Origin of the sequence: Corynebacterium sp. CTNIH16 (assembly GCF_032821655.1) — a bacterium.
In the GTDB taxonomy this organism is placed as follows: Bacteria; Actinomycetota; Actinomycetes; order Mycobacteriales; family Mycobacteriaceae; genus Corynebacterium; species Corynebacterium marquesiae.
This window is the reverse complement of sequence record NZ_JAVBIG010000003.1, coordinates 138,795-152,677: the sequence shown is the minus strand read 5'-3', so window position 1 is coordinate 152,677 and position 13,883 is coordinate 138,795. Positions and strand designations below refer to the sequence as shown.

The 13,883-nt window shown below is 56.7% G+C and carries 12 protein-coding genes; 2 read left to right on the top strand and 10 right to left on the bottom strand.

Annotated elements, in window-relative coordinates; translation table 11 throughout:
• Positions 1 to 66: 66 nt before the first annotated feature.
• Entirely contained in the window at positions 67 to 819 is a 753-nt protein-coding gene (locus RAE04_RS04415; RefSeq protein WP_317026560.1) for an alpha/beta hydrolase family esterase, read from the bottom strand.
• A 469-nt stretch (positions 820 to 1,288) separates the two neighbouring features.
• Here RAE04_RS04415 and RAE04_RS04410 point away from each other — a divergent pair, with 469 nt between their 5' ends.
• The gene (locus RAE04_RS04410; RefSeq protein WP_317026559.1) at positions 1,289 to 2,392 is read left to right on the top strand and encodes an isochorismate synthase; all 1,104 of its coding nucleotides are present in this window, start codon (positions 1,289 to 1,291) and stop codon (positions 2,390 to 2,392) included.
• On the opposite strand, the gene RAE04_RS04405 is transcribed toward RAE04_RS04410, so the two are convergent.
• From RAE04_RS04405 to RAE04_RS04365, 9 genes are all read right to left on the bottom strand, one after another.
• Entirely contained in the window at positions 2,389 to 2,910 is a 522-nt protein-coding gene (locus RAE04_RS04405; protein WP_317026606.1) for a class I SAM-dependent methyltransferase, read from the bottom strand. The two genes, RAE04_RS04410 and RAE04_RS04405, sit on opposite strands and share 4 nt — an antisense overlap.
• A 46-nt stretch (positions 2,911 to 2,956) precedes the next feature.
• Positions 2,957 to 3,766, bottom strand: coding sequence for a fumarylacetoacetate hydrolase family protein (locus tag RAE04_RS04400; RefSeq protein WP_317026558.1), 810 nt, complete (start codon positions 3,764 to 3,766; stop codon positions 2,957 to 2,959).
• A gap of 178 nt (positions 3,767 to 3,944) precedes the next feature.
• A complete protein-coding gene (locus RAE04_RS04395) occupies positions 3,945 to 4,964 on the bottom strand; it encodes a 3-isopropylmalate dehydrogenase (protein ID WP_317026557.1) in 1,020 nt (339 codons plus the stop codon).
• A 117-nt stretch (positions 4,965 to 5,081) separates the two neighbouring features.
• Positions 5,082 to 6,668: a phosphoglycerate dehydrogenase gene (gene serA / locus RAE04_RS04390; RefSeq protein WP_317026556.1), complete on the bottom strand. Its 1,587-nt coding sequence runs from the start codon at positions 6,666 to 6,668 to the stop codon at positions 5,082 to 5,084.
• A gap of 63 nt (positions 6,669 to 6,731) precedes the next feature.
• The gene (locus tag RAE04_RS04385; protein ID WP_317026555.1) at positions 6,732 to 7,679 is read right to left on the bottom strand and encodes a hypothetical protein; all 948 of its coding nucleotides are present in this window, start codon (positions 7,677 to 7,679) and stop codon (positions 6,732 to 6,734) included.
• Entirely contained in the window at positions 7,627 to 9,417 is a 1,791-nt protein-coding gene (locus RAE04_RS04380) for a DUF262 domain-containing protein (protein WP_317026554.1), read from the bottom strand. Before RAE04_RS04380 ends, RAE04_RS04385 begins: the two co-directional genes overlap by 53 nt.
• Before the next feature lie 112 nt (positions 9,418 to 9,529).
• Entirely contained in the window at positions 9,530 to 10,543 is a 1,014-nt protein-coding gene (gene ilvC, locus RAE04_RS04375) for a ketol-acid reductoisomerase (protein ID WP_287555824.1), read from the bottom strand.
• Positions 10,544 to 10,642: 99 nt separating this feature from the next.
• A complete protein-coding gene (gene ilvN / locus RAE04_RS04370) occupies positions 10,643 to 11,161 on the bottom strand; it encodes an acetolactate synthase small subunit (protein ID WP_005327728.1) in 519 nt (172 codons plus the stop codon).
• A 2-nt stretch (positions 11,162 to 11,163) separates the two neighbouring features.
• Positions 11,164 to 13,014 carry an acetolactate synthase large subunit gene (locus RAE04_RS04365; protein ID WP_317026553.1) on the bottom strand — a complete coding sequence of 617 codons (1,851 nt, stop codon included), beginning with the start codon at positions 13,012 to 13,014 and terminating at the stop codon, positions 11,164 to 11,166.
• 308 nt (positions 13,015 to 13,322) lie between these two features.
• Here RAE04_RS04365 and RAE04_RS04360 point away from each other — a divergent pair, with 308 nt between their 5' ends.
• The gene (locus RAE04_RS04360; RefSeq protein ID WP_287555829.1) at positions 13,323 to 13,865 is read left to right on the top strand and encodes a PH domain-containing protein; all 543 of its coding nucleotides are present in this window, start codon (positions 13,323 to 13,325) and stop codon (positions 13,863 to 13,865) included.
• Positions 13,866 to 13,883 lie beyond the last annotated feature (18 nt).

The window sequence follows — 13,883 nt, the reverse complement described above, 5'->3', positions numbered from 1 at the left end:
CCAACAATAAAACTAGGCCCAGAGGATCTCTCCTCTGGGCCTTATCCGTGGCTAAGCGCCGCTGTTTTATACCTTGGTCTTGGACGAGAGGAAGTCCCAGACCACCCGTGGAGTATCTGGCTGCCAGAACCAGGTGTGGTCCTGTGGAACCTTAACCAGCTGTACATCCTTCTGGCAGCCGTTGAAGCTCAGGCGTTCCGAGCCGCCTGCTTCCGGAGTGGATTGGAAGGTCATATCGCATCGATTGCGCTTCAGGTAGCCGCCAAGTACGGTGCGCACTGGCAAGTAACCAGCCTCGTGCCGGTCACCGCCTTCATAGGTCATCATCTTGTCGTTAACGCCGTGCATGATGAGGGTATTCATCGGCGCATCAGCACAGTTGACCTCAACTGGGTTGTAGAAGGCACCCGAAACCATAGCTATAGCGGCGAAGGTATCTTGGGCGTGGCAGCCCAGCACAGAAGTAAAGCCGCCTCCATTAGACATCCCCATGGCGTATACGCGGTTTCGATCAACGTGGTAGTCCTTGTCCACAGAGTCAAGAATGCGCTTGATAAAGCGGATATCCTCCCCATCGCGTGTCTTGGCATAAGGCGCCGCCTCCCAAGCTCGTTCAAATCCCTCTGGATAGACGATGATGGCCTCGTTATTGGCCTCAGTGGTCTGCATGCGTGCGTAGCTGGAGTAGTTCTCCGGGGAATCTCCCCACCCACCGAATCCAAAGAGAACAGGAGCAGCCTTATCCGGCGAATAGTTATTGGGAATACGCAATAGATACCTGCGGGTCTTTCCCTCATGCTCCATATTGAGCGACTGCATGGAACCCGGCTTGAACGGGGGGTTGGGATTAATACTGGTATCTACCATCGCTGGCCGCGGCGCCGGCTCCGGCAGCGATGAACCCTCAGGCGCAGGTGCTGGGTTGTCTTCTCCGCTACCTTTTCCTGCTGGCGCCGGGGTAGATTCTTTAACGTCTTCTGGAACAAGGTGGGATCCATCTGGCTGCGGAATAACCGGCTTCGCGTTTTCGGGCGCCGGGCCTGGGGCCGGTGCTGGCGCTGGAGCCGGTGCAGGAGCAGGCGCCTCTTGAGCGCGGGCAGGAGAAGCACTCAGAAGCGCCCCACTAGCCAGCACACCAACAAGGATCAGGTACAGGGAATAGTGAAGAAACTTAGTAACATTAGCCACAAGGTTAAAATTAACCACAATCTTCACTAGAGACACTGTTTACACGCCCAGTGCACACTCAATTCTGTAAGAAAAGCCCAAGGCATTAAGCTATATTTTCATGCACGAAGACAGACCAAGCACCGCCCCCGATTTTTTGCTCTCGCGAGCAACGGGGTCTGTCCGTACCCAAGGTGCGCGCCACACTTTTAATGACGCCGATACGGCAATTTCCGCTCTCCGCAGCAAGAACGTAGAGATGGTCGTCGGTGCAATCCCTTTCGATTCGGACACCCCCGCGGCACTCACCGTTCCGGAGACCATTATCCGCGAAGAAGGCCCGCTGGAGCCGCACGCCTATTATCGCAACCAAAGTTTAAGCTCCCGCGTGGTTGGCTTCGATCCGGATCCGGAGGAGCACCTTCGCCGCGTGGAGGCAGCCATCGGCACGATCGAAACCTCCAAACTAGAAAAGGTAGTTCTGGCCCGCGCTGTAGACATCGAATTCCCAGAAGCTATCGATCCGCGCCTCGTAGCGGCGCGCCTTATCGATCTCTCCGCCAACCGTGACGGATTCATTGCTGATCTCTCCCCAGCCGGAAGGCCGGGCGCGATGCTCGTTGGATCCTCCCCCGAGGTTCTGGTCAAGCGTCAAGGCTCGACTGTGTCGGCCTTTCCCTTAGCGGGTTCCTCCCCGCGCCGCGCCTCGGCGGCTGAGGATCACCTCGCAGGACAAGACCTCTTGCACTCCTCCAAGGATCTCCACGAGCACGCTTTTGTAGTCGACCACTTACGCCGGGCACTCAGCCCACTGTGCGAGCGGCTAGACATTCCGGACACCCCGCAACTTATTAGCACCAATGAAATGTGGCACCTTGGCACGCCAATTTCCGGAACGCTCAAGGATAAAGACTTGACCGCTCTTGAGCTTGCCCTGGCAGCACACCCCACACCAGCCATCTGTGGCACCCCTGCAGAGGCTGCCCAAGCCCTTATTGAGACTGCAGAAACGGACCGTGGGTTCTATGCCGGAGCGGTCGGCTGGTGCGATAGCTCCGGCGACGGCGAGTACATGGTAGCCATCCGCTGCGCAGAAGTGGCCGGCGATGGGCTATCGGCGCGTGCCTGGGCCGGTGGAGGCATCGTCGGCGATTCTGATGCCCAAGCGGAGTTGGAAGAAACCACAGCCAAGCTGCGCACCATTTTGAAGGCGCTCAGCCTCTAGGCTGCACGCTTGGCGACGAGCACGACATCGCTTTGGTGGTGCGCACCCGCACCTTCCGTCAGGTGACGCTCACGACGAGTTAGCTCGACCGTCTCCAGCTCGCGCAGGTTTTCCGCTAACCATTCCGGCATCGCTACCTCTGCCGACTCCATATCGTGATGGACAAAGAGCAGTGTTCCGCCTGGAGCCACCAATCGCTCTAGCTTTTCCACCTCTTCTGGCGTGGCGCGTACCCCACCATAATGGACGCTGACCAAGTCAAAGGGCTCATGACTAAAGTCGCTAAACGCTGTGACCTGCGCTGCGGCACCGTGGGCTTTGGTGCGCGCCACAGCGGTCGGAGCGAAATCAATGCCCAACACCTCCCAGCCGTGGTTCTTTAGCCAGAGCGCATCCGCGCCTTCTCCACACCCGATATCAAGGGCCGTGCCAGGGGTCAGCTTCGCAGCATAATCGACAAGGGTCTCATTGGGATTGCCCGACCACAGCCGCTCAGTACTCTGGTAGCGTTCCTCCATTTCCTCGGAGGTGGGTACATAGGTACGGCGTTCTTGGTGGCATGGGTTATGCACGGTGAATGGAATTGCGCAGGGTGCCGAGGCCTGGGATCTCGATTTCGATGGTGTCTCCTGGAACCATAGGAGCGGTGCCGGCTGGGGACCCGGTGGTGATGACATCGCCGGGCAGCAAGGTGTAGGCAGCGGAGATCTCCTCCAAAATTCCGCCCATCTTCACGATCATCTGGTCCGTATTGGAATCCTGCTTTTGCTCGCGAGAACCCTCGTGCGTCAGATAGGCATTAATCTTCTGATCGTCCAGATTCAAGCTATCCAGATCAGTTTCGATCCACGGGCCGAGCGGGCAGAAGGTGTCAATACCCTTGGCACGAGCCCATTGACCGTCTTTGAACTGCAGGTCGCGGGAGGAAACGTCGTTACAGATGGTGTATCCCAACACGTGGTCTTTCCAGTTCTCGGCCTTGATGTTTTTCGACGGCTTAGAAATGACCACGGCTAGCTCGCCCTCAAACTCGACGTTGGTGGCGTAGTCCGGGATCTTGATCGCGGCATCCGGGCCAATGACCGCGGTAGATGGCTTGATAAAAATAGTGGGAGGCAGGCTATCAGCAGACTTTTTGAAAACCTCAGCAACGTGGTCCGCATAGTTGCGGCCAAGCGCTACCACCTTGGTGGGAAGGGTCGGCGCCAACAGGCGAACCTCGTTAAGTTTCCACTCGCGACCGGTCGGCTCCGGTGGGGTGAAGGGCGTGCCGGCAATTTCCTTTGCTACTAGCTCTTCCATTGGGGCGTCTTTTGGCCCATCGATAACGGCGAAACAGATTCCTTCTGGGTGTGCAATTCGTCCTAAACGCATAGCGGTAATCCTACTCAATAGCCACCTTTACATGTGTGCAAAGGATACGGTGTTAATTAGTTAATTTGAGTAAATTTCCTTTCCCCTTTAATTGCCATTGCTGGCCCTACTAGGGACTACGCCAGGAAACGCTGGGCGCCTGAGGCGTCGGCAAGCGCCTGACATAAAAGGCCGACCTCTATGTGACGAGAAGCTTGGCGATCCGGTCACCGACTTCAACGGTCTTTATTGGCTCGGCATCGCGGTGCGCAACATCCTGTGCCACCACATCCTCAATCCGCTGCGCATTAGACTCATCACCCAGGTGACGAAGAAGCATGGCGACGGACAAGATTGCCGCCGTTGGGTCTGCAATCCCCTTACCCGCAATATCTGGCGCAGAACCATGCACCGGCTCGAACATGGAAGGATTCATGCCAGAGGCATCGATGTTTCCGGAAGCAGCAAGGCCAATACCGCCAGTTACCGCGCCCGCCAAATCGGTGAGAATGTCTCCAAAAAGGTTATCGGTGACAATAACGTCATAGCGCGCCGGATCTGTCACCATATATATGGTTGCAGCATCAATATGCTGGTAATCCACCCGAACCTCGGGAAACTCGGCGGCGACTTCATTAACGGTGCGCTGCCACAACCCACCAGCATTGACCAAGACATTTGTCTTGTGCACCAAGGTCAGATGCTTACGGCGCTGCGCTGCCCGCTCAAACGCATCGCGCACTACACGCTCCACGCCGAAACGAGTATTTTGCGATACCTCGCTGGCCACCTCGTACTCAGTTCCCTCTCGCAAGGTACCGCCGTTTCCACAGTACAAACCCTCGGTGCCTTCGCGCACCACAACGAAATCGATATCGCCCGGTTCAGCAAGCGGCGAGGAAGCGGTGGGATAGAGCCTGGAGGGGCGCAGGTTCACGTGATGATCCAGCGCAAACCGCATCTTAAGCAACAGCCCCCGCTCCAAGACGCCTGGTGGCACCTCACCTGGGGCGCCGATCGCTCCCAATAGGATCGCATCGTGTTCGCGCAGGCTCTTCAAATCAGCGTCCGTGAGAAGCTCCCCATTGCGCAGATAACGCCGCGCACCGAGGTCATACTCGGTAGTCTCGATATCGGAGCGAACGGCTCGCAGCACCTTGAGCGCTTCGGCCGTCACTTCTGGTCCAATTCCGTCGCCGCCGATCACCGCAAGTTTCATTATGTAAGATTCCTTTCTCACAGAGTGGATATGGAATTACCTTACCAAAACAAACCCGCGTAGCGCAGGAAACTACCTAGCACCACGCGGGTTGAGATTCTGTTACAGTCCGCAGCCCTATGCTTCCATGTTCAGCTGTTCGCATTCAGCTCCCAAGGCCGCATTAATTTCGGCGATGAGATGCTCTGGCACCTCGGCTTCCACGCGCAGAATTAACACAGCATCAGATTCCTGTTTACCGTGCGTAAGAGCGGCCGCCACGATGTTAATTCCCGCAGCGCCCAACTTGGTGCCTACCGTTCCCAATGCACCTGGGGCGTCCGCGTAGCGGAAGAAGAGGTTGCGACCGGTAGCACGCATATCTACGCCGCGGCCGTTAATGCGAATGAACTTTTCGGTTCCATCGATGCCGATAAGTGCGCCGGTGAGCGAGGAGATCTCGCCATCGGCACCAATAACCTTCACCTGCAGGGAAGAGCGGTGCCCCTTGGACTCCGCATTAGTAGAAACCTCCACCTCTACCCCACGACTATTCGCGATCTGCATTGCATTGACAAAGGTCACCGGCTCCGAAGTCACGCCGCTAAACAGACCTCGGACGGCAGAAAGTCCTAGCACCTCCACGTCTTCGGTAGACAACTCGCCACAGGCCTCCACCTCGACGGCAACGGGGGCCTGACCCAAAAGGCGGCCAGCAGTAAGTCCTAGCTTGCGGGCGAGGTCCAACCAACCAGCAACCTCTTCTCTCACTGCCCCGCCAGAGACGTTGACCGCATCCGGCACAAACTCTCCTTCAAGCGCCTTCAAGACAGACTCCGCTACATCGGTTCCCGCACGGTCCTGGGCCTCTACAGTGGAGGCGCCTAGGTGCGGGGACACGGTGACTTGCGGCAGCTTAAAGAGCGGAGAATCAGTGCACGGTTCCGTGGCATAAACGTCAAAGCCCGCACCTCGATGATGTCCCGACTCGATAGACTCAGCCAGAGCCGCTTCATCTACCAAACCTCCTCGCGCTGCGTTAATGAGAATCTGTCCTGGCTTCGCCTTGGCCAAAAGTTCCCTATCAAACATTCCGGCCGTCTCCGAAGTCTTTGGCAGGTGAATGGTCACGAAATCGGAACGCGACATCAGCTCTTCTAGCTCAACTAATTCCACGCCCAACGCCGCCGCGCGAGCTGGGTTGGCATAGGGATCGTGCGCGATAATGGTCGTCTCAAAGGACTTCATACGCTGGGCAAAAAGCTGGCCAATGTGCCCAAAGCCAACAATGCCGATGGTCTTTCCGTAGACCTCTACGCCCTTGAAAGAAGAGCGCTTCCACTCCCCTTCGCGCAGAGACCGGTCGGCCGCTGGTACCTGACGCGCCGTCGCTAAGAGCAGTGCGATGGCCTGTTCACACGCAGAGTGAATATTCGATGTTGGCGCATTGACCACCATGATGCCCTTATCTGTGGCCGCCGGAATATCGACATTATCCAGTCCTACTCCGGCCCGGCCCACAATTTTGAGCTTTGTGGCCGCTTCCAATACCTCTGCATCAACGGTTGTGGCAGAGCGCACCAGCAAAGCCTCGGCTTCCGGAACCGCGGCAAGGAGCTCGGCGCGATTCGGCCCATCCACCCAACGGACCTCAACAGAGTCCCCCAAGGCCGTAACCGTGGACGGGGCTAATTTATCGGCAATAAGGACTACCGGCTTCGACATATCTTCCTTCGCTTAAGTGAAATGCGGTGCACGCGGGTTGTCCGCGTGTCAAGGAAGTGTAGTTCAGTCAGGAGTGCCCTGCTTGATTTTTTCCTTAAATTCTTTCACTCGACCGAATTCCGGCCCCAAGGCTACTAAGGCGCCGTCCTCTAGGCCCGCTACAGCAGCCATGCTGTGCTTATCCGCTAGCGGATCGGCAGTCGGCATGACCAAAACTCTTCCACCGTAGGCTGCCGCAGTAATAACGTTCGCGATGGGGCTATCCTTAGTGGCAACGATATTTGGCGCCATCTGGCCGTCCCTGCGGGACTGTGCTGGGATGGGTTGATTCTTTTCCTCGCCAGCATCAAGTTCGCCTTCATACGGCACCCAGGCAGGACGCAGCTCCATATGGGGAGTCTTATCCAGCCGTGCGATATCCTTTACCATCTGCTCCGGCGAGGCTACCACCTTGGAACCATACTGGAATGCCGTGAACTCCCCTAGTGCCCTATGCGTTCCTGGATCCTTGATCACGCTGAATTCACCAGAGGTTTCCGCCCACGGCACGTCACCGACTATCACGAGGCGACTTACTCCCAAGTCCGTGAGCAGCTTATGGATTTCCAAACGCCTAGCATCGTCATACTGCACCGCCGGCAAATGCTGGTTTACCGCCAAGGTTGCTGCACGAAGAATAGATTTATCATCCGGGGAAAAAAGGACAAGCGAATCCGAATCTTCAAAAAATAGGCGGCTGGCTTCAATTCCAATGGGGTCATTAACAATGACCAACTTGCCATCAAATTTCGGATCAATAAGACGGTTTTGGTTTTCCGCCTTGGCCTTGCTGAGATCGATTTCGGACTCATCCAAATCGGACAGACCGCGCCTGACCAGCTTGGATTCTGTGACCGGAGTGCCACAGGCTGCTAGCGCTAGAGAAGCAACAAGCACTGTAGCGGCCAAGCGCACAGATTTAGCGATCAAAAGCTTGCGGACCTTCCTCTCCACCACACAGGTTTGCTTCATCCACATCGCGGATAACGGGTTTGCCTAAAGCATATTCCACGATGTCCAAGAACCGGTGACGGCGGTCTGCAAGGAATTCACGCGGCTGGGATGCGCGCAGATAGTCCAGGTTCATTTCGTGGGATGCTAGCACCTCATCAAATTGCGCATCTTCCATGATGGACTTGGACTGAACGCGGGGAAGGTAGCGGTTGGGGGCGAAACCGTCGAGCACTACCTCGGTTCGTTTGCCCATCGGGGTGTAGTTCATCACCGACTCAGCCAAGACGGGATCGACGCCGTGACGCTTGCACCAATTGAGCGGGAACACAGGGAAAAAGCCTGGCTTGAGCTCTTCAAACGTATGCCGGGTAAAGGCTTTTCCGGTGCGCCAGTCTTTCGCGCCGCGCGCCATGAGGAGGGCATAGAGTCCGTGCCATACGCCATCTTTGCCATCTACGGAAAGCAGACGGGATTCACGGAAGGTGGCATCGGTAACGGTCTTCGGCGCCTCATCCGTTGCACCGGCTACCCATTCGGTGACCTCATCCACGTCGCGAGCTGCGCGCAGCTGCACCGCAGAAGAGCCGTAGAGCTCGCCAAAGACGCCACACCAGAACCATTGGTTGATACGGTTCCAAGACTGCTCGGTAGAAAGCGCTCCCCCGCGCTTGGCCAAGCGGGCGATAATGACTGCCAGGGGAACAATCTGCTCATTAAACGGAACCTGGTCCATGCTGAGGATGCAGCGCTGCGCCAAGAACTCTGATACCTCGCGGAAGGTGATGCGCAGATTGTTGGCTGCCGACTTGTACTCCGCCAATGACAATTTCAAAATATCCTCGCGCTGGCCACCGGCACAGCCCTTTTCACCGGAGACCAGAAGCGATACAGCGGAGAGAAACTCGGTGCGGCCAATTCCGTCCAAGGCTGGAGACTTCCGCAGGTCCTTTTCCACTTCGTGCCAATCAGCGGCCAAGTGGAAGCTGGGGTCCTCAGAGGCAAAGACGGCGGTAAGCAGATCGAATACGTCCATCTGCAAACCGGCCGAGTTCGCTTGAGCGAAAATCGAGCCGATTCCGGCTCTCTCCGTCTCGCGGGAAAGTCGAATCATTGGCAGGTCATAGCCGGACAAAGGTCGAACGATGCGATTATTAAAGGCAGCCAGTTCGGCGCTGTATTCCTGCTTGGTCGCCGCAAGTTCAAAAAGCATGCCGACGCCGTCTTCACTGAGCAAAGAAGCCACGGGAATGCACATATTCTCTAGTGCATCTTCGCGCGTTAGGACATCGCCCTCAATTGCTGGTGCAAAGTGCGAGCGAATCTTACCGTCTTGATTGACCGCGAAGATGGCATCATCCGGCATTAGATCTCCGCGAACGGCCGCGCGAATATCGATAAAGAAGCGGCGGTGAATCTTCTTCTTGCGGAAGTCAGTGGTGTCTACGAAGCCCTCGCCGTTGAAGCAGTGATATAGGGTGGTCAGGCGCTGCTGCCCGTCCAAAAGGAGCAAGCCGGGGTCGACGCCGGTTTCAGGTGCGCCGGCTAGGGCACGGGGACGAAAGCGCATCTTTTCGTTTCGGGTATCAAGAGCCATGAGCGCGCCAATGGGATAGCCGCGCAGCACGGAAACAATCAGAGAACGGATACGATCTTCATCCCAGGCATAACTGCGCTGGAAGTCAGGTAACTGGATATCCCCGCGATCAATTCGTGCAAAGAGGTCTTTGAGATCATAGCTTGGCGTCGTAAAACCCATGGCCCTCATCCTACTCCCCGCACTGGAGTTTTACCTGAAACAAATAAAGCTAAACCCACGGTAAACATGCCTGTTCACCGTGGGTGTGCGCTACAGACACCGCCTTTTGTTCCTAGGCAGTAGCATCCAGCGGGTTCTTGACCCAGCTCATCAAATCGCGCAACTTGGTGCCGGTCTTTTCAATTTCGTGCTGTGCAAATTCCTCACGCAGACTCTCCAGCTCCTTGTTGCCGCCCTCAATATTGGCCAGCAGGCGCTTGGTGAAGGTGCCGTCCTGGATATCGGACAAGATATCCTTCATGCGCTGCTTGGCATCAGCATCAATAACGCGAGGGCCAGAAATGTAGCCGCCAAACTCGGCGGTATCAGATACCGAGTAGTTCATGTTGGCGATGCCGCCCTCAAACATCAGGTCCACGATGAGCTTCATCTCGTGCAGCACCTCAAAGTAGGCCATTTCTGGCTCGTATCCAGCCTCAGTCAGAACCTCGAAGCCGGTGCGAATCAGGAACTCTACGCCACCGCACAGGACAGCCTGCTCGCCAAAGAGGTCAGTAACCGTCTCTGCTTCGAAGGTCGTCGGGATAACGCCGGCACGCGCACCACCGATGGCTGCTGCATAAGACAGGGTCAGATCGTGGCCTTCGTCCTTAGGATCCTGTTCGGTAGCGATGAGGCACGGAACGCCCTTGCCATCAACGAACTGGCGGCGAACCAGATGGCCTGGCCCCTTAGGTGCAACCATGCCAACGGTCACATTGGCTTGCGGTTCAATCAGTTTAAAGTGGATATTCAAGCCGTGCCCAAACAGCAGCGCATTGCCGTCTTCCAAGTTGGGGGCAATTTCATCTTCAAAGATCTGCTTCTGAGAAGTATCTGGTGCCAGCAGCATGATTACGTCTGCCCACTTGGCGGCCTCTGCAACGGTCTTGACCGCAAAGCCTGCTTCCTCAGCCTTGGCCGCAGACTTGGAACCTTCACGCAGACCAATAACAACCTCGACGCCGGAATCGCGCAGGTTCTGCGAGTGTGCATGCCCCTGGGAGCCGTAACCAATAACGGCTACCTTGCGACCCTGAATGATAGACAGATCCGCATCATCGTCGTAGAAGGTTTCAATAGCCATGTCGTAGTCCTCAATTCTGTAGTGATTGTAAGTTCAATGAGTTAACGTCCCACCTAGCACTATACCACTGTGCGAGACGCAGCGCCCATATAGTGGGATTTAATTTCGCGGGGGTGCCATCGCCTTGGGACCACGCCCCAAGGCCACGTCACCAGACTGCACCAGTTCAAGCACGCCGAAGGGCTCCAGGACATCGAGAAGCGCCGCTAGCTTGCCAGGGGTACCGGTAGCCTCCACCACCACGGATTCTTGTGCCACGTCTACCACGCGGGCACGGAAGATATTAACGGCATCGACCACCTGCGGCCGGTTGGCGTTATTTGCAGCCACCTTGACCAGCATCAGGGCTCGCGCCACGGTCGAGTCCGCTTCGAGCTCCACCACCTTGATGACCGGCACAATCTTGTTGAGCTGCTTGGTTACCTGCTCCATAATCCTTTCGGACGCATCGACCACGATGGTTAGCCGGTTAATCCCTGGATTTTCCGTTTGGGCAGAAACCAGCGAAATGATGCTGTACCCACGCCGGGAAAACATGCCGGTCACACGGGACAGGATCCCTTCGACGTCTTCTACCAGGACCGACAGAGTATGCCGGGAAACGTCACTGGGTGCCATGCCTATACCTCCTGGATGGTCTCGTCGATATCGGCAGGAGCTTCTGCTGCCGATTCATTGTCAGCAAAAAGCGGGCGCAAGCCACGGGCATATTGAATTTCTTCGTTAGACGCCCCACCACCAATCATTGGCCAGACCTGGGCATCCTCACCAACGATGAAGTCAAGGACCACTGGGCGGTCATTGATTGCGCGGGCCCGTTCAATGGCCGGCACTACTTCTTCCTCACAGGTGACTCGGATGGCCTCGCATCCCAGCGCCTCTGCCAAGCGGACGAAGTCTGGGGTATAGACATCACGTTCTCGCAGCTTGGTATTGGAGTAGTTCTCATTAAAGAATAGCGTCTGCCACTGACGGACCATGCCGAGGTTGCCGTTATTAATGACGGCAACCTTAAACGGAAAGCCCTCCAATGCCGCGGTGGTGAGCTCCTGGTTGGTCATTTGGAAGCAACCGTCACCGTCAATCGCCCACACTTCTTTATCCGGGCATGCTGCCTTGGCACCGAGGGCCGCCGGCACGGCATAGCCCATGGTTCCGGCACCGCCGGAGTTGATCCAAGAGCGTGGATGCTCAAAATCAATGAACTGTGCCGACCACATCTGGTGCTGTCCCACACCGGCACAGTAGATAGCCTCAGGACCTACGGTTTCACTCAGCTTTTCCAGCACAAATTGGGGATTGAGCTGCCCATCCGGAGTGGGATCATAGCCACGGGGAAACCGTTCCTTGAGTCCATCGAGGTAATCCCGCCATGGGCCTACTTCCGGAGATTTCACCGCGGAGTTCTTACGGTACTCCTTTAAGAGACCTGCCAACACGTTGCGGGCATCGCCCACGATTGGCACGGCAACGTCGCGGATTTTCCCAATTTCAGCCGGGTCAATATCAGCATGAATTACCTGGGCCTCAGGGGCAAAAGTGGAGGTATCACCGGTTACTCGGTCATCAAATCGCGCGCCGATAGTAATCAACAGGTCAGCTCGCTGCATGGCCGCAACTGCAGGGACAGTGCCATGCATGCCCGGCATGCCCATGTGGAGCGGATGAGATTCTGGGAAGGCCCCCAAGGCCATGAGCGTAGTCACGACAGGGATTCCGGAGAATTCCGCAAACTCGCGCAGCTCCTTGGCCGCCTCGGCCTTGATGACACCGCCGCCGGCATAGATGACCGGCTTTTCTGCCTGTGCAATGAGCTCAACCGCTTGCGCAATCTGGCGATGGTGCGGCTTGGTTGTCGGTTTATATCCAGGCAGATCAAACGTAGCCGGGAAGGAATACTCCAATTCACCGTTTTGCACGTCCTTTGGAATATCCACCAAGACCGGCCCTGGACGGCCCGTAGACGCCAGATGGAATGCGGCTGCAATGGCAGCTGGAATCTGGCTCGGTTCCGTCACGATGTAGTTGTGCTTGGTAATCGGCATCGTCACGCCGCGAATATCGGCCTCTTGGAAGGCATCGGTTCCCAAGAGGTTGCTGCCCACCTGGCCGGTGATGGCAACGATGGGAACGGAGTCCAGGTTGGCGTCGGCAAGCGCTGTCACCAAGTTGGTCGCACCCGGCCCGGAGGTGGCAATGCATACGCCTACCTTGCCGGAAGCTTGGGCGTAGCCTTCGGCGGCGTGGCCGGCACCCTGTTCATGGCGGGTGAGCACATGGCGCAGCTTGGTCGAGGTGTGCAAGGCATCGTATAGAGGAAGCACGGCACCGCCTGGAATGCCGAAGACGATATCGGTTCCCAAGTCTTCGAGAGTGCGGACAATGGCGTGGGCACCACTCATCCGCTCCGGAGCGTGGGCGCGTGAGGCCGCAGCCACCGAAGCGGGCGTGGGCGAAGTTGTCGTAACCACGGTTAATGTGCTCCTTGGAATGGTCTATTACTGGTCCTGATCATCATTGGCACCGGCTCCAGATATGAACAAAGCCCCCGCGGACTTTTCTGTCTGCGGGGGCGCAATGCGTCGACGTCATGAGGCGTCGCGGTCACCACCGCGTTGGTACTACCTGAAGTCGAATAATGATCATGGGCATGACTATACATTGATAGGTATTACACTCGTGGAGATTACCCCCTTTTGGGATCATATTCCCACCTGGTGAGACACGCCTGAAAAATAGGTTCGCCCTTGCCGGCCTTAGTGAATTAGGCTTGCACACTATGACTCCACCACCTAAGGACAACAAACCTCGTCAGTCCACCACCCAGGCAGAGGTTTTCAAGCCATCCCGCGACCACATCTTGGGCATCCTCATCCTGTCCGCTATTGCTCTGCTGAGCATCGGATGGGCTCCCAAATACCTCGCGTGGCTGTTCATTATCCCCATCCTCGGATTGTGGTGGGTCATAAAATCCCGTACCAAAGTCTCCGAATCTGGAATCGCTATCTCTTACGCATTCCGGAAAAATATCCAGATCGCATGGGACGATTTTGCCGGAATCGGCTTCCAACGCGCCCGCGCCTTCGCCCGCACCAAGGCCGGCGCGGAGCACAACATGCCCGGCGTTACCTTTAACTCGCTCCCGCGACTTTCGGAAGCCTCCCGGGGCCGCATCCCTGACGCCCTTACCCAGGGCCGTGAAGCGGCAGATGACAAGGTGGTAATTGTCCACCGTGACGGCCAACAAGTCCTCCTCAGCAAAGAAGAGTATGAGGACTACCTCGAGCGCCACCCCGAGCTCAAGCCTTCGGCCGAAAACTAAATACGCCGCCTACACTCC